Raw genomic sequence first — 16852 nt, forward strand, 5'->3', positions numbered from 1 at the left:
GGCGGAAAAGGCAAAGAACGCGTCTAAATTCATCAATCCGCCGAAAATCCGAACGACAAGAATAGAGCCGTCGGCAGCCTTGTACGGGACAAGCGGGAAACCCAGGCAGGGCGGGCCTTGAGCTTCGGTTTCAGCCCCTTATTCTTCGTCACGGACGCACTATGTCGAACACCCAGCCTTTCTTCTCGCAGTCCCTTGCCGAGCGCGACGCGCCGGTGCGCAGCGCCATCCTGAAGGAACTCGAGCGTCAGCAGTCGCAGGTCGAGCTGATCGCGTCGGAAAACATCGTGTCGCGTGCCGTGCTCGAGGCGCAGGGCTCGGTGCTGACCAACAAGTACGCGGAAGGTTATCCCGGCAAGCGCTACTACGGTGGCTGCGAGTTCGCGGACGAAGTCGAGGCGCTGGCGATCGAGCGCGTCAAGAAGATCTTCAATGCCGGTTATGCGAACGTGCAGCCGCACTCGGGCGCGCAGGCGAACGGGTCGGTCATGCTCGCGCTGGCCAAGCCGGGTGACACGGTCCTCGGCATGTCGCTGGATGCCGGCGGCCACCTGACGCACGGCGCGAAGCCGGCGCTGTCGGGCAAGTGGTTCAACGCGGTCCAGTACGGCGTGAACCGCGACACGATGCTGATCGACTACGACCAGGTCGAAGCGCTCGCGCACGAACACAAGCCGAACCTGATCATCGCCGGCTTCTCGGCATACCCGCGCGCGCTCGACTTCGCGCGCTTCCGCGCGATCGCCGACAGCGTCGGCGCGAAGCTGATGGTCGACATGGCGCACATCGCCGGCGTGATCGCCGCGGGCCGCCACGCGAACCCGGTCGAGCATGCGCACGTCGTCACGTCGACCACCCACAAGACGCTGCGCGGCCCGCGCGGCGGCTTCGTGCTGACCAACGACGAGGACATCGCGAAGAAGATCAACTCGGCCGTGTTCCCCGGCCTGCAGGGCGGCCCGCTGATGCACGTGATCGCCGGCAAGGCGGTGGCGTTCGGCGAAGTGCTGCATGCGGACTTCAAGACCTACATCGACAACGTGCTCGCGAACGCCCAGGCGCTCGGCGAAGTGCTGAAGGCGGGCGGCGTCGATCTCGTCACCGGCGGCACCGACAACCACCTGCTGCTGGTCGACCTGCGCCCGAAGGGCCTGAAGGGTGCGCCGGTCGAACAGGCGCTGGAGCGCGCGGGCATCACCTGCAACAAGAACGGCATTCCGTTCGACACCGAGAAGCCGACAGTCACGTCGGGCATCCGCCTCGGCACGCCGGCCGGCACGACGCGCGGCTTCGGCGTCGCGGAGTTCCGCGAGGTGGGCCGCCTGATCCTGGAAGTGTTCGACGCGCTGCGCGCGAACCCGGAAGGCGACCACGCCACCGAACAGCGCGTGCGCCGCGAGATCTTCGCGTTGTGCGAACGCTTCCCGATCTACTGATCCGACCGACCCGACAATACTGGAGCCACTCATGGGCACGCTGCATCAAGACAGCATCATCATCGACGGTCTGAACATCTCGAAGTTCGAGAAGCCGGTGTTCGAAGACATGCGCCGCGGCGGCATCACGGCCGCGAACTGCACGGTGTCGGTCTGGGAGAACTTCACGAAGACCGTCGACAACATCGGCGTGATGAAGAAGAAGATCCGCGACAACAGCGAACTGCTGACGCTGGTGCGCACGACGGAAGACATCTTCCGCGCGAAGAAGGAAGACAAGACCGGCGTGATCCTCGGCTTCCAGAACGCGCATGCGTTCGAGGACAACATCGGCTACATCGAGGCGTTCGCCGACATGGGCGTGCGCGTCGTGCAGCTCTGCTACAACACGCAGAACCTGGTCGGCACCGGCTGCTACGAGCGTGACGGCGGCCTGTCGGACTTCGGCCGCGAAGTGATCACCGAGATGAACCGCGTCGGCATCATGGTCGACCTGTCGCATGTGGGCGGCAACACGTCGTCGGAAGCGATCGCGTTCTCGAAGAAGCCGGTGTGCTATTCGCACTGCCTGCCGTCGGGCCTGAAGGAGCATCCGCGCAACAAGAGCGACGAACAGCTGAAGGAGATCGCCGACGCGGGCGGCTTCGTCGGCGTGACGATGTTCGCGCCGTTCCTGAAGCGCGGGATCGAGGCGAACATCGACGACTACATCGAGGCGATCGACTACGTCGTGAACCTGATCGGCGAGGACGCGGTCGGCATCGGCACGGATTTCACGCAGGACTACGCGAAGGAATTCTTCGACATGCTGACGCATGACAAGGGCCGTTATCGCCAGCTGACGAACTTCGGCAAGGTGATCAACCCCGACGGCATCCGCACGATCGGCGAATTCCCGAACCTGACTGCCGCGATGGAACGCCACGGCTGGAAGGAGTCGCGCATCCGCAAGATCATGGGCGAGAACTGGGTGCGCGTGTTCAAGGACGTGTGGGGCGCGTAAGCGCCGCGAACGCCGGACCGCCTCACCCGCAGCGATTCAACAACAAAAATCGGGACGTGCCCGCGCAAGCCGCGCGGGCACGCGGACGATGTCGCGCCCGCGCATTGAGCCGCGCGACCCATTTCCTCACGGAGTCACCACGATGCAACCGCAACTGCCGATCAACGTCGATCCCGATACCGGCGTCTGGACCACCGACGCGCTGCCGATGCTGTACGTGCCGCGTCACTTCTTCACGAACAACCACGTCGCGGTCGAGGAAGCGCTCGGCGTCGAAGCGTATGCCGAGATCCTCTACAAGGCCGGCTACAAATCCGCTTACCACTGGTGCGACAAGGAAGCGAAGCTGCACGGCCTGACCGGCATGGCCGTGTTCGAGCACTACCTGAAGCGCCTGTCGCAGCGCGGCTGGGGCCTGTTCTCGATCATCGAGGCCGATCCGGCCGGCGCGCGCGCGAAGATCGAGCTGCGCCACTCGTCGTTCGTGCTCCAGCAGCCGGGCAAGGAAGGCAAGCTCTGCTACATGTTCGCGGGCTGGTTCGCCGGCGCGATGGACTGGGTCAACGACACGACGCCGGAAGGCAAGGGCGCACCGCGTGCGCAATCGAAGGAAGTGCAGTGCGCGGCCGAGCATCACGACCACTGCGTCTTCGAAGTGTCGCCGATCGCGCACTGATTCACCGCTACAGAACAACACCCGCAACACGAGACATTCGAACGCCAGAGGTCGCCAGCGATGCGTTATCCCCACCTGTTCAAACCCATGCAGCTGAACCAGCTGACGCTGCGCAACCGGATCGTCAGCACCGCGCATGCGGAGGTGTATGCCGAGCCGGGCGGCCTGCCGGGCGACCGCTATATCCGCTACTACGAAGAGAAGGCGAAGGGTGGCGTCGGCCTCGCGATCTGCGGCGGGTCGAGCCCGGTGTCGATCGACAGCCCGCAGGGCTGGTGGAAATCGGTGAACCTGTCGACCGACAAGATCATCGATCCGCTCACGCGTCTTGCCGACACGATGCACAAGCACGGCGCGAAGATCATGATCCAGGCGACGCACATGGGCCGCCGCTCGTCGTTCCACGGCGAGCACTGGCCGCACCTGATGTCGCCGTCGGGCGTGCGCGAACCTGTGCACCGCGGCAATGCGAAGATCATCGAGATCGAGGAAATCCGCCGCATCATCGGCGATTTCGCGGTGGCCGCGAAGCGCGTGAAGGCGGCCGGCATGGACGGCATCGAAATCTCGGCCGCCCACCAGCACCTGATCGACCAGTTCTGGAGCAAGCGTTCGAACCACCGCACCGACGAATGGGGCGGCAGCCTGGAAAACCGCCTGCGCTTCGGCATCGAGGTGCTGACGGCCGTGCGCGAGGCGGTCGGCAAGGATTTCTGCGTCGGCCTGCGCATGTGCGGCGACGAATTCCACGAGGACGGCCTCGATCACGAAGCGCTGAAGGAAATCGCGCAGGCGATGTCGGAGACGGGCCTGATCGACTACCTGAGCGTGGTCGGCTCGGGCGGCGATACGCACAACACGATCGCCAACTGCATGCCGCCGATGGCACTGCCGCCGGAGCCGTTCGTGCACCTCGCGGCCGGCATCAAGTCGGTCGTGAAGATTCCGGTGATGCACGCGCAGAGCATCCGCGACGCGGGTCAGGCCGAGCGCCTGCTTGCGACCGGCATGATCGACCTGGTCGGCATGACGCGCGCGCAGATCGCCGATCCGCACATGGTGATCAAGATCCGCGACGGTCGTGAAGACGAAATCAAGCAGTGCGTCGGCGCGAACTACTGCATCGACCGCCAGTACAACGGCCTCGACGTGCTGTGTATTCAAAACGCCGCAACGTCGCGCGAAGCGACGATGCCGCACATCATCGAGAAGTCGCGCGGCCCGAAGCGCAAGGTCGTGGTGGTCGGCGCGGGCCCGGCGGGCCTCGAGGCGGCGCGTGTCGCGAAGCTGCGCGGCCACGACGTGGTGCTGTTCGAGAAGAACGCCGAAGTGGGCGGCCAGGTGATGATCGCCGCGAAGGCGCCGCAGCGCGAACAGATGTCGGGGATCATCCGCTGGTTCGACATGGAAACGAAGCGCCTCGGCGTCGATCGCCGCCTCGGCGTGGCCGCCGACGAGAAGATGATCATGGCCGAGAAGCCGGACATCGTCGTGCTCGCGACGGGCGGGTCGAGCTTCACATGGCAGGTGCCGGGCTGGGGCGTGGCCGAGGGCCTCGCCGTCAGCTCGTGGGACATCCTGACCGGCAAGGTCGAGCCGAAGCAGAACGTGCTGCTGTTCGACGGCGTGAGCACGCATGCCGGCGCGGGCGTGGCCGACTTCATGGCGAGCCGCGGCTCGAAGGTCGAGGTCGTCACGCCGGACGTGAAGGTCGCCGACGATTGCGGCGGTACGACGTTCCCGATCTTCTATCGCCGCCTGTATGCGTTCGGCGTGATCCCGACGCCGAACACGATGCTCGATCGCGTCTATGAAGAGGACGGCAAGCTGATCGCCGTGCTGCGCAACGAGTACACGGAAGAACTCGAAGAGCGCGCCGTCGACCAGGTGGTGATCGAGAACGGTTCGTCGCCGAACGACGAGCTGTACTGGAAGCTCAAGCCGGAATCGGTGAACCGCGGCCAGATCGATCCGCACACGCTGTTCGCGGCCGAGCCGCAGCCGTGCCTGTCGGAAGAACTCGGCAACGGTCGTTTCCTGCTGTTCCGTGTCGGCGACTGCATCTCGATGCACAACGTCCACGGTGCGATCTACGACTCGCTGCGTCTCGTGAAGGATTTCTAAAAGATGAACCCGTCCTTCCTCATTACCGCCCTGTTGTGGCTGTCGGTGGCGGGGCTCGCGTTCGCGGTCGCGAAGCGTTCGTCCTACTGGCGGCTCGGCCGCGCCACGGCGCCCGGCGCATTCGGTGTCGCGAACCTGTTCGCGATCCCGAAGCGTTATTTCGTCGACCTGCACCACGTGGTCGCCCGCGATCCGTACATCGCGAAGACCCACGTCGCGACGGCCGGCGGCGCGATCGGCGCGCTCGCGCTGGTGTTCATCAACTATGGCCTCGCGATCTACTCGCCGTGGCTCGACAAGCTGATCTTCCTCGCGGCGCTCGCGATGCTGGTCGGTGCGGTGTTCGTGTGGCGCCGGCGCGCGGCGAAGGACGTGCCCGCACGGTTGTCGAAAGGCCCGTGGAATACGCTGCCCTGGCTGCTCGGCTCGTTCGCGCTCGGCCTCGTGCTGTTCATGCTGGTGCCGACCGGCGCGATGTCGGGCGCGTTCGCGGTGCTCTGCGCGCTGCTGATCGGCGTCGGCGCATTCACGATGACGGTCGGCGCCGCGAAGGGCGGCCCGATGAAGCATGCGATCGCCGGCCTGCTGCACCTTGCCTTCCACCCGCGCCAGGAGCGCTTCGCGGCCACCCGTGAATCGTTCACGGGCAACGGCACGGCCACGCCGCCGACCGCGCTGAAGCTGCCGGACATCGAGCATCAGGAGTACGGCGTCGAGAAGCCGGTCGAATTCCGCTGGAACCAGCTGCTGAGCTTCGACGCGTGCGTGCAGTGCGGCAAGTGCGAAGCCGCGTGCCCCGCGTTCGCGTCGGGCCAGCCGCTGAACCCGAAGAAGCTGATCCAGGATCTCGTCGTCGGGATGGCGGGCGGCACCGATGCGGCATACGCGGGCAGTCCTTCGCCGGGCCTCGCGGTCGGCCAGCATCGCGGCGAGCCGAACGGCCCGATCGTGTCGGGCCTGATCGAAGAGCAGACGCTGTGGTCGTGCACGACCTGCCGCGCATGCGTACAGGAATGCCCGATGCTGATCGAACACGTCGACGCGATCGTCGACATGCGCCGCAACCGCACGCTGGTGCACGGCACGGTGCCCGGCAAGGGCCAGGAAGTGCTCGCGAACCTGCGCGAGACGGGCACGATGGGAGGCTACGACACGGCCGCGCGCTACGACTGGTCGGTCGACCTGAGCGCGCCCGTCGCGCAGCCCGGCAAGCCGGTCGACGTGCTGTTCGTCGCGGGTGAGGGCGCGTTCGACATGCGCTACCAGCGCACGCTGCGCGCGTTCGTCAAGGTGCTGAACAAGGCGGGCGTCGACTACGCGGTGCTCGGCTCGACCGAAACCGACACGGGCGACGTCGCACGCCGCCTCGGCGACGAAGCGACGTTCCAGCAGATGGCGAAGCGCCTGATCGGCACGCTCGGCACGCTGTCGTACAAGCAGATCGTGACGGCCGACCCGCACGTGATGCACAGCCTGCGCAACGAATACCGTGCGCTCGGGCTGCGCGTGACGGTCAAGCATCACACGACGTATCTCGCCGAACTGGCCGACAGCGGCAAGATCGCGCCGAAGGCCGTCGAAGCATTGAGCGAGAAGCGCACCACGTATCACGACCCGTGCTACCTCGGCCGCTACAACGGCGAGACGGAAGCGCCGCGCAAGCTGCTGAAGACGATCGGCATCCAGGTCGTCGAGATGGAGCGCAACGGCATGCGCGGCCGCTGCTGCGGCGGTGGCGGCGGTGCGCCGCTGACCGACATCCCCGGCAAGCAGCGCATTCCCGACATCCGCATCGCCGACGCGCGCACGATCGGCGCAGACGTGGTCGCGGTTGCATGCCCGAACTGCACGGCGATGCTCGAAGGCGTCGTGGGCCCGCGCCCCGACGTGCTCGACGTGGCCGAACTCGTCGCCGCCTCGCTGGAGTGAATCGATGAACACGATCAAACGAATCGATCCGCGCCGGCCGTTCATCATCACGGCCGCGGGCCTGAAGCGCATCACGCTCGGCGAGGAAGGCAGCGCCGATGCGAGCGCCGCGCACTGGTCGGCGCACGGTCACGGCGCAGCGGCCGCGAAGCCGCGCCGTGCGGTACAGGACCCGAAGCACGTGATGCTGGTGGTGGCGCACGGTGAGCGCGGCGCGCTCGACGATCATTCGCGGCAGGCGATCGCCGCCGCCGCATTGCTCGCCGATGCGCAGACCGAAGTCGCGCTGCTCGCGTTCGGCGAACTGAAGGACGACGTGGCCGAACTGGGCGTCGACAAGCTGCTCGAGTTGACCGGCTTCGATCGCCGCACGTTCGATCCCGAAAGCGAACTGCAAGCAATGCAGGCCTGTGTGGCCGCACTCGCGCCGAAACACGTGTTCGTGCCCGACAACGCGACGGGCGACGGCGATCTCGGCCGGCGCTACGCGGCGGCCGCCGGCGCGAGCGTCGCGACCCACGTCGTCGAGATCGACGCGAAGCATGTCGGCGCGTATGCGCAGGCCGGGCGCGCCTTCGCCACCCGTGCGCTGCCCGACGTGATCCTGCTCGCGCAGAACGCGGTCGACGCGAAGCTGCCGTTCGTCGGCGCGGGCGAGCGTCTCGCCGCCGACTTCATCCACCCGGCCCATGACGCCGCGCAGCCGTATCGCGATCTCGGCCTCGATGAAATCGACGCGGCCCAGGTCGCGCTCGAGGAAGCCGATTTCATCGTGTCGGCCGGCAACGGCGTATCCGACATCGGCGCGTTCGAGCGGCTGGCCGGCGTGTTCGGCGCGGCGATTGGCGCGAGCCGCGTCGCGGTCGACAACGGTCACTTCACGCGCGACAAGCAGGTCGGCGCGACCGGCAAGACGGTCGAGGCGAGCGTGTACATCGCGTTCGGCATCTCGGGCGCGGTGCAGCACCTGCAGGGGATCAAGGACTGCCGCCACGTGATCGCGGTGAACCTCGACGGCAGCGCACCGATCGCGAAACGCGCGAACCTGACGGTGGTGGGCGATGCGCAGGCGACGATCGCCGCGCTGATCGAGCAGGTGCAGGCCGCGCGCGCCGCGCGTGGAGAATCGCCGGCCGCGGTCGGCACCCGTGAACCGGAAGGAGTCGCCGCATGAACGCCCCCCGTCCCTTGCAACGCATCGCGGTGCTCGTGTCCGTCGGCCGTCATCCGGTCAGCGGCGTCGCGCGCTACAGCCGCAACGACGCGGCCGCGCTCGAAACCGGCCGCCAGCTCGCCGAGCAGCATCGCGCGAAGCTCGACGTGATCCATGCGGGCGATCCCGCGAATGCGGCGCTTGCCGAATATCTCGCGCTCGGCGCACGGGAGGTCGAGGTGCTGGCCTGCCGCGACGGCGACGATGCCGTCCACGCGCTCGCCGCGCGTATCGACGGCTACGACCTCGTGCTGACCGGCACACGCGCCGAGGGCGCGTACGACACCGGCATGCTGCCGTATCGCATCGCCGCGGCGCTCGGCTATCCGCTGGTCGGCTCGGCCGTCGACGTGACGGTCGAAGGCGGTCGTGCGGCGGTCCGGCAATTTTTGCCGAAAGGGCTGCGACGCCGCGTGGACGCGGCACTGCCGGCCGTTGTCGCCGTCCACCCGCTCGCGAATGCCGAGCCGCGTTATGCGTATGCGCGGCTGCGCGCCGGCGCGATCCGGCCCGCGCTCGCGGCGCCCGGCGCGGACGCCGACGCGGCCGCGTGGACGGTCGGCCCGGTCGAGCGTAAACCCGTAAAGCTGGTCGCCGCCGAGAAGCGCTCCGGGCATGCCCGGATGCTGTCCGCGACGACGACCGAAAGCCGTGGCGGCAACGTCGTAAATGAAGGGAGTTCGGTCGAAAAAGCACAAGTGATCCTCGCGTATTTGCGCGAGCATCAGCTCATCGACTACTGATTTTGATGCCTGTCGGCAAGAACCCAGGGATGCAAGGAATCCGGAGCAAACGATGAAAGTATCGGCAGACATTCGTGCATTGATCGAGCGGCGCAAGGAAGGTTATAGCCTCGAAGCGCCGTTCTACACGAGCGAGGACATCTTCGCGCTCGACATGGAGGCGATTTTCCGCCAGCACTGGATCCAGGTGGCGGTCGAGCCGGACATTCCCGAGCCGGGCGACTACGTGACCGTGGAACTGGGCAGCGATTCGATCCTGATCGTGCGTGACGACGACATGGCGATCCGCGCGTTCCACAACGTGTGCCGTCACCGCGGCGCGCGCCTGTGCAACGAAGACAAGGGCTCGGTCGGCAACATCGTGTGCCCGTACCACAGCTGGACCTACAACCTGACGGGCCAGCTGATGTTCGCCGAGCACATGGGCGAGAAGTTCGACCGCTGCAAGCACAGCCTGAAGTCGGTCCACGTCGAGAACCTCGCCGGCCTGATCTTCATCTGCCTCGCCGAAGAGCCGCCGGTCGATTTCGCGCAGCTGCGCGCCGAGATGGAGCCGTACCTGCTGCCGCACGACCTGCCGAACACGAAGATCGCCGCGCAGATCGACATCATCGAGGAAGGCAACTGGAAGCTCACGATGGAGAACAACCGCGAGTGCTATCACTGCGTCGCGAACCATCCGGAGCTCACCATCTCGCTGTACGAATACGGTTTCGGCTACCAGCGTTCCGACGCCAACGCGGAAGGCATGGATGCGTTTGCGGAAACCTGCGTGCGGCGCGGCAAGGAGTGGGCCGAGATGGGCCTGCCGTCCGCCGAGATCGAGAAGCTGCTCGACGTGACGGGTTTCCGCACGCAGCGCCTGCCGCTCGATCGCCACGGCGAATCGCAGACGCTCGATGCGAAGGTCGCGTCGAAGAAGCTGCTCGGCGGCTTCGACAAGGCCGACCTCGGCGGGCTGTCGTTCTGGACGCAGCCGAACTCGTGGCACCACTTCATGAGCGATCACATCGTGACGTTCTCGGTGATCCCGCTGTCGGCCGGCAAGACGCTCGTGCGCACGAAGTGGCTCGTGCACAAGGACGCGAAGGAAGGCATCGACTACGACGTGAAGAACCTCACGGCCGTGTGGAACGCCACGAACGACCAGGATCGCGCGCTCGTCGAGTTCTCGCAGCGCGGCGCAACCAGCAGCGCGTACGAGCCGGGCCCGTATTCGCCGTTCACGGAAGGTCTCGTCGAAAAATTCTCGGCCTGGTACATCGGCCGGCTCGCCGAAAAAACCGGCGCGTAGTATCCAGCACTGAAGCGGAGTTACAGATGATGCGAGATGCGGCCAACTTCGAGCCGACGGACAGCCGGGTCACACGCCCGGCGTTCTGGAGCGCCCTTCCCGAGCGCTGGACGAGCGACGTCGAGGAAACGCTGGTGTGCTGCCACGTGCGGCAGGAAACGCACGACGTGAAGAGTTTCTTCTTCCGTTCGCCGCAGGGCCGCTCGTTCTCGTTCGAGCCCGGGCAGTTCCTCACGCTCGAGCTCGACATCGACGGCGAAACGATCAACCGCTGCTACACGATCTCGTCGTCGCCCGCGCGGCCGCACACGGTGTCGATCACGGTGAAGCGCGTGCCGGGCGGCAAGGTGTCGAACTGGCTGCACGACAACCTGCAGCCGGGTGCGCCGGTGCGCGTACTCGGCCCGGCCGGCGAATTCACGTGCGCACGACATCCGGCGCGCAAGTACCTGTTCCTGTCGGCGGGCTCGGGCGTCACGCCGCTGATGTCGATGAGCCGCGCGCACCACGATCTCGCCGAGGATCGCGACATCCTGTTCGTGCACAGCGCACGCACGCCGGACGACATCATCTTCGCGCGCGAGCTCGACCTGATCGCGTCGAACCACACGAATTTCCGCACGTCGTTCGTCGTCGAGCGCGTCGGCGCGCGCACCAACTGGCCGGGCGTCACGGGCTTCCTGACACTGCCGCTGCTGAAGCTGATCGCACCGGATTTCATGGAGCGCGAGATCTTCACGTGCGGCCCCGCGCCGTACATGAAGGCCGTGCGCGACCTGCTCGACGAAGCCGGCTTCGATCGCAAGCAGTATCACGAGGAGAGCTTCTCGTTCGAAACGCTCGCGCAGACCGCAAGCGACGAGCTGCTCGCCGATCTCGCCCCGCCGGCCGAAGGCGCCGACACCGATACGAAGCAGTACACGGTCAGCTTCGCAAAGAGCAATCGCGAGATTTCATGCGGCTCGGAGCAGCACGTGCTGGACGCGGCGCGCCAGTCCGGCGTGCGGCTGCCGGCCTCGTGCACGCAAGGCATGTGCGGCACCTGCAAGGTGAAGCTCGTGTCGGGGCAAGTTGAAATGAAGCACAACGGCGGCATCCGCCAGCGCGAGATCGACCAGGGGATGGTGCTGCTGTGCTGCAGCAAGCCGCTGTCGGATCTCGTGATCGACAAGTAGTCGAAACTCGCCATCGGCTGTCCGGGCGCGTCGCGTCCGGACAAGCATCCGTCGGAAAACAACGATACCGCGGATTTGTGGTTGAAGAACCTAGAGAGACAACGCGCACGGTGCGCATTTCAAGGAGATCGACCATGAAGCTGTTCGGAAAACTGATGTGGACCGGCGCACTGTCGGCGATGGTGGCACTGAGCGCATCGGCGCTCGCCGATACGAAGCCCACGCTGAAGATCGGCTACGTCGAAGGCTGGGACGACAGCGTTGCGACGTCGAACGTCGCGGCGCGCGTGATCGAGAAGAAACTCGGCTATGAGGTGAAGCTCGTGCCGGTCGCTGCCGGCATCATGTGGCAGGGCGTCGCGCGCGGCGATCTCGACGCGACGCTGTCCGCGTGGCTGCCCGTCACGCACGGTTCCTACTGGGGCGAGTACAAGACCAAGGTCGTCGACCTCGGCGCGAACTTTCCCGACGCGAAGATCGGCCTGATCGTCCCCGACTACGTGAAGGCGAAGAGCATCGACGACCTGAATGCCGAAAAAGGCAGCTTCGGCGGCCGGATCGTCGGCATCGATGCGGGCGCGGGCGTGATGCGCAAGACCGACGAAGCGATCAAGAACTACGGCCTGAACTACACGCTGATGCCGAGCTCGGGCAGCGCGATGACGGCCGAGCTGTCGCGCTCGGTCGGCGCGAACAAGCCGGTGATCGTGACCGGCTGGGCGCCGCACTGGATGTTCGCGAAGTGGAAGCTGCGCTTCCTCGAGGATCCGAAGAAGGTGTTCGGCGGCGCGGAGCACGTCGACAGTGTCGTGAACCCTCAGCTCGAAACGAAGGCCAAGCCGGTCGTCGCGTTCCTGAAAAAATTCCAGTGGAAGCCGGGCGAGATCGACAGCGTGATGCTCGCGATCCAGAACGGCTCGAAGCCGGAAGCGGCTGCCGATGCATGGATTGCAGCGCATGCGGATCGCGTGAATTCGTGGACGGAAGGCGTGCAGTAAGCCGCGACGATTCGCCGCAATAAATAGACGAAGAGACAGTCCGGGATTGATCAGCAGGACAGCGAAATAATTGCACTGCGATGCGATCATATCCCGGAATTATTTTTTTGGTTCTGCAAAAAAGCCGGTAAGTTGTTACACTACGGCCCTTGTGCGGAGTCATCACAGGAGGAATTGGATGAGTCAGGCAGGACTGCGTGCGAACAGCACCAGTGATGTTGAGGCAACCATCTCACATGATTCGACGGGCCACACGCTGCATCGTGGCCTGACTTGGAAAGACGCTTTTTGGGTAACGAGCGGCGTGCCGGCAGGCGTGCTGTTCACGATCGGCGGCGTATGCGCGACGATCGGCCAGCCCGCGTGGGCGATCTGGATCGCCGCGATCACGATGGGGCTGATTCAGAGCGCGACTTATGCGGAAATATCGGGGCTATTTCCCCATAAATCGGGCGGCGCGTCCGTATATGGCGCGATCGGCTGGGTCCGTTACAGCAAGCTGATTGCCCCGGTTTCCGTGTGGTGCAACTGGCTCGCATGGTCGCCGATGCTCGCGCTCGGCTGCGGCCTCGCGGCGAGCTATGCGCTCACGAGTCTCTTTCCCGCCAACGCGGCGGTGCTGCACTGGCAGCTCAAGGTTGCGGATCTCGGGTTCATCAAGCCGGGTCTGTCCCTGCGGATCAATGCGACGTTCATCATCGCGACGATCCTGCTTCTCATCACGTTCAAGCTTCAACACAGCGGCGCATCGAAGGCGGCGCGCACGCAGCGCATTCTCGGCATCGCGTCGCTCACGCCGCTGTTGATCGTCGGCATCGTGCCGTTCGTCACGGGCGACGTGCCGATGTCGAACCTGCTTCCGCTGCTGCCGCTCGGTCACGACGCACACGGCAATCTCACGACCGCGACGTTCGGCTCGTGGAACGGGCAGGGCGTCACGATGGCGCTCGGCGCGATGTTCATGGCCGGCTGGGCGTCGTACGGCTTCGAGACGGCCGTCTGCTACACGCGCGAATTCCGCGACCCGCGTCGCGATACCGCCAAGGCGATCTTCTGGTCGGGCGCGCTGTGCCTCGTCGTGATGACGCTCGTGCCGATGGCGTTCCAGGGGGCGCTCGGCACGCAGGCGATGCTCGATCCGTCGATCGGCGACGGCACCGGCGTCGCGGCCGCGATGGCGAAGATCGTCGGCGGCGGCGCGTGGGTCGCGAATGCGGTCGTCGTGATGCTGATGCTGTCGATCCTGCTGATCGTGATGACGTCGATGATGGGCTCGTCGCGCACGCTGTACCAGGCATCGGTCGACGGCTGGCTGCCGAAGTACCTGTCGCACGTGAACGAGCACGGCTCGCCCACGCGCGCGATGTGGACCGATCTCGGCTTCAACCTCGTGTTGCTGATGATGTCGGACTACATGACGGTGCTGTCGATCTCGAATGTCTGCTACATGCTGTTCGTATTCCTGAATCTTCAGTCGGGCTGGATCCACCGGATGGATCGCGGCAACTGGGATCGACCGTTCCGCTGCCCGACGTGGCTGCTCGTCGCCGGCTCGATCTGCGGCTACGCGAACCTCGTCTATGTCGGTGCGGGCGCGAACCTGCAGGGCGAAGGCACGCTGCGCAACGGGCTGATCGCGATGCTGCTGATCGTGCCGGTATTCCTGTTCCGCCATTACTGGCAGGATCGTGGCCGGTTCCCCACGCAGATGCAGCGCGACATGGAACTCGAGGTGCCGAAGCGCGCGATGTGGCTGAACCTGATGCCGTATGCGGCGCTGGTCGGGGCGGGGTTGACGATCTGGTTGTCGTATTACTTTGCGTGGGTGAAGTGAGCATCTGACACGTCACTCGCCGGGAGCCGACGCCGCACGCGGTCCAGGCGAGCACTTGATGCGCAGCATGCGGAAAGCCCGACCGGTCGCAGGACCGGCCGGGCTTTCTTCATTTCGTGTCCGCGTGCTCAGCCGGCCGGCTCTGCGTCGCTGGCGCGCATGTCGTCGTCGAGGGTTCGCATGAAGCGTGTCGGCACCATCACGACCGGATGCGGCGCGACGTCTCCGGCGTCGCCCGCATCGAGCAGCGCGAACGCTTCCGCGATCAACCGCTGCACGTCCTGCCGCAGCATCGTGACGTCGAACGGCAGGCGTGCGGCGAACGGGTCCCAGTCGAAGCAGCCGACGGCCGTGCGCTGCCAGATGTCCCAGGGCAGCTCCGACGCGAAACGCACGAGCCCTTCGAATGACGTGATCGAGTTCGTTAGCATGCCGGCCGGCAGCCGGCCGAGCGTGTCGTAACGCCGCGCAAGCGCTTCGCGCGCGGCCGCGGGCGCGTAGCCGCAGCACTCGATCGCGTCGTCCGGCGGCGGCGGCAAGCCACGCGCGGCGAACGCGTCGCGAAAGCCCGCGATCCGCATCGCGGTCGCATATTCGCCGGCGATGCCACCGAGCAGGATCAGTTCGTCGGGCGCATTGCCGCGCGCGAGCATCTTGTCGATCAGCACGTCGGTCAGCGCCCGCGCGCCCGCGCGGTTGTCCGACACGACCGACGGCGCACCGGCGCCCGGCAGGTCGACGTTGATCGACGGGATGCCGGCCGCGTCGCACAGCATATTGAGCGGTGCCGGGTCCCGCACGCCGGCAATGAACAGCAGTTCGACACGCTGCGCGAGCAGCGTCTGCGCGACATTCAGTTCGACGTCCGGGTCGCGCTGCGTGCCGACGACGATCGGGCACAGGCCGCGCCGGCGCGCCTCGTCCTCGAAGGTTTCGGCGAGCCCCGCGAAGAAGCGGTTGCGGTAGTGCGGAATGACCATGCCCGCCAGCCCCGAGCGCGACAGGCGCAGGCCGCGCGCGCTCAGGTTCACGTTGTAGCCGAGCGCCTTGGCGCTGTCGAGAATGCGCGTGGCCGTTTCCTCGCTGATCCGGTAGCGGGCCCAGTTGCCGTTCAGCACCATGCTGACCGTGGACGTGGACGAGCCGGTTGCTTTCGCGATGTCGTAGATCGTGGACTTGCGTCCGGTAGTCGTGCGGGCCATCTGCGTTGTTGCTCCCCTCGTGTGGGTTCTTATGCCGATGATGCCGACGGTATGCGTTTCGGGGCGCGTTGCCCTATCAGGGTTTTCACCTGCTTTCCGTCGAAGCTAAATGGATTCAGCATACACCAAACGGTTTGCTGAATGGATTTAGCAACTGACCGCCCTGCCGGGACCTGAAGCCCGGCGACGGTCGCCTTCGGATGGAGGAGACATGTCGGTGAATTTCTTGCGCAAGGTATGTGCGGGCGTGGTTGCGTTCGCGCTCGCGACGGGCATCGCGTCGGCGTCGCCGGACAAGCCCGTGATCGGGGTCGTCGTGAAGATCGGCGGCATTCCGTGGTTCAACGCGATGGACGCGGGTATCAGGAAGCGCGCCGAGCAACTGGGCGTGAAGGCGTTCATGGTCGGGCCCACCAGCGCGGACCCGGCGCTGCAGGTGCGTGCGATCGAGGATCTGATCGCGCAGAAGGTCGACGTGATCGGCGTGGTGCCGAACGATGCCGAGGTGCTCGAGCCGGTGCTGCAGCGCGCGCGTGCCGCAGGTATCAAGGTGATCACGCACGAATCGCCGAAGCAGAAAAATACCGACTGGAATTTCGAGCTGGCCTCTGCGAAGGGTTTCGGCGAAGCGTACGCGAAGAACCTCGCGGCGGCAGTGGGCGGCAAGGGCGAATACGCGGTGTTCGTCGGCTCGCTGACGGTGCCGCTGCACAACGCGTGGGCCGACGCCGCGATCGCGTATCTGAAGGCCAACTATCCGGACATGAAGCTCGTCGGCGATCGCTACGGCGTGGCCGAAGACGTGGACGCTTCGCGCAAGACCGCGCTCGATCTGATGCGCGCGCACCCGAACCTGAAGGCGATCCTGGCGTTCGGCAGCCAGGGGCCGATCGGTGCCGCGCGTGCGGTCGCCGAGAAGCAGGCGAAGGGCAAGGTCGTGGTGCTCGGGCCGTTCTCCCCGGGGCAGGGCCGTCGGCTCGTGCACGACGGCGTGCTGAGCGGCGGCTACATGTGGAACCCCGAGCAGGCAGGCGAGGTGTTCGTCACGCTCGGCACGATGCTCGCGAAGGGGCAGCCGATCAAGGACGGCATGACGATTCCGGGGCTCGGCGTCGTGCATCCGGAAGGTCACAACCTGATCGTGAACCAGCTCGTCGAGCTGAACGCGAAAACCGTCGACGATCTCGCGAAGCAGGGACTGTGAGCGGCCTGCACGCAGGCGCGA

At 65.9% G+C, this 16852-nt stretch carries 13 protein-coding genes; 12 read left to right on the forward strand and 1 reads right to left on the reverse strand.

The genetic code is table 11. The annotated features are described in order from the left end of the window. Positions 1 to 161 precede the first annotated feature (161 nt). The 11 genes from E9536_RS18055 (at position 162) to E9536_RS18105 (ending at position 14425) form a co-directional block, all read left to right on the forward strand. Positions 162 to 1436: a serine hydroxymethyltransferase gene (locus E9536_RS18055; RefSeq protein ID WP_027789732.1), complete on the forward strand. Its 1275-nt coding sequence runs from the start codon at positions 162 to 164 to the stop codon at positions 1434 to 1436. A 31-nt stretch (positions 1437 to 1467) separates the two neighbouring features. Further along, on the forward strand, positions 1468 to 2439 hold the full coding sequence (locus tag E9536_RS18060) for a dipeptidase (protein WP_027789731.1): 972 nt from the start codon (positions 1468 to 1470) through the stop codon (positions 2437 to 2439). 142 nt (positions 2440 to 2581) lie between these two features. Then, a complete protein-coding gene (locus E9536_RS18065) occupies positions 2582 to 3115 on the forward strand; it encodes a DUF5943 domain-containing protein (protein WP_060086153.1) in 534 nt (177 codons plus the stop codon). 60 nt (positions 3116 to 3175) lie between these two features. Then, positions 3176 to 5239 carry an NADH:flavin oxidoreductase gene (locus tag E9536_RS18070; protein WP_136470325.1) on the forward strand — a complete coding sequence of 688 codons (2064 nt, stop codon included), beginning with the start codon at positions 3176 to 3178 and terminating at the stop codon, positions 5237 to 5239. A gap of 3 nt (positions 5240 to 5242) precedes the next feature. Further along, positions 5243 to 7168 carry a (Fe-S)-binding protein gene (locus E9536_RS18075; RefSeq protein WP_027789729.1) on the forward strand — a complete coding sequence of 642 codons (1926 nt, stop codon included), beginning with the start codon at positions 5243 to 5245 and terminating at the stop codon, positions 7166 to 7168. A 4-nt stretch (positions 7169 to 7172) separates the two neighbouring features. Further along, entirely contained in the window at positions 7173 to 8342 is a 1170-nt protein-coding gene (locus E9536_RS18080; protein ID WP_136470326.1) for an electron transfer flavoprotein subunit alpha/FixB family protein, read from the forward strand. Beyond that, positions 8339 to 9124: an electron transfer flavoprotein subunit beta/FixA family protein gene (locus tag E9536_RS18085; RefSeq protein ID WP_060349666.1), complete on the forward strand. Its 786-nt coding sequence runs from the start codon at positions 8339 to 8341 to the stop codon at positions 9122 to 9124. Before E9536_RS18080 ends, E9536_RS18085 begins: the two co-directional genes overlap by 4 nt. 52 nt (positions 9125 to 9176) lie before the next feature. Continuing rightward, positions 9177 to 10418: an aromatic ring-hydroxylating dioxygenase subunit alpha gene (locus E9536_RS18090; protein ID WP_059649812.1), complete on the forward strand. Its 1242-nt coding sequence runs from the start codon at positions 9177 to 9179 to the stop codon at positions 10416 to 10418. Between the two features lie 26 nt (positions 10419 to 10444). Next, positions 10445 to 11593 carry a hybrid-cluster NAD(P)-dependent oxidoreductase gene (locus E9536_RS18095; protein ID WP_060349665.1) on the forward strand — a complete coding sequence of 383 codons (1149 nt, stop codon included), beginning with the start codon at positions 10445 to 10447 and terminating at the stop codon, positions 11591 to 11593. A 134-nt stretch (positions 11594 to 11727) separates the two neighbouring features. Beyond that, positions 11728 to 12591: a glycine betaine ABC transporter substrate-binding protein gene (locus tag E9536_RS18100; RefSeq protein ID WP_027789725.1), complete on the forward strand. Its 864-nt coding sequence runs from the start codon at positions 11728 to 11730 to the stop codon at positions 12589 to 12591. Positions 12592 to 12769: 178 nt separating this feature from the next. Continuing rightward, a complete protein-coding gene (locus E9536_RS18105; RefSeq protein ID WP_027789724.1) occupies positions 12770 to 14425 on the forward strand; it encodes an APC family permease in 1656 nt (551 codons plus the stop codon). A gap of 128 nt (positions 14426 to 14553) precedes the next feature. Here the strand turns inward: E9536_RS18105 and E9536_RS18110 are convergent, their stop codons facing one another. Then, positions 14554 to 15627 carry a LacI family DNA-binding transcriptional regulator gene (locus tag E9536_RS18110; protein ID WP_060173698.1) on the reverse strand — a complete coding sequence of 358 codons (1074 nt, stop codon included), beginning with the start codon at positions 15625 to 15627 and terminating at the stop codon, positions 14554 to 14556. Between the two features lie 211 nt (positions 15628 to 15838). Here E9536_RS18110 and E9536_RS18115 point away from each other — a divergent pair, with 211 nt between their 5' ends. Further along, the gene (locus tag E9536_RS18115) at positions 15839 to 16831 is read left to right on the forward strand and encodes a substrate-binding domain-containing protein (RefSeq protein ID WP_081081290.1); all 993 of its coding nucleotides are present in this window, start codon (positions 15839 to 15841) and stop codon (positions 16829 to 16831) included. Positions 16832 to 16852 lie beyond the last annotated feature (21 nt).

Source organism: Burkholderia sp. LS-044, assembly GCF_004803625.1.
Classification (GTDB): Bacteria; Pseudomonadota; Gammaproteobacteria; order Burkholderiales; family Burkholderiaceae; genus Burkholderia; species Burkholderia cepacia.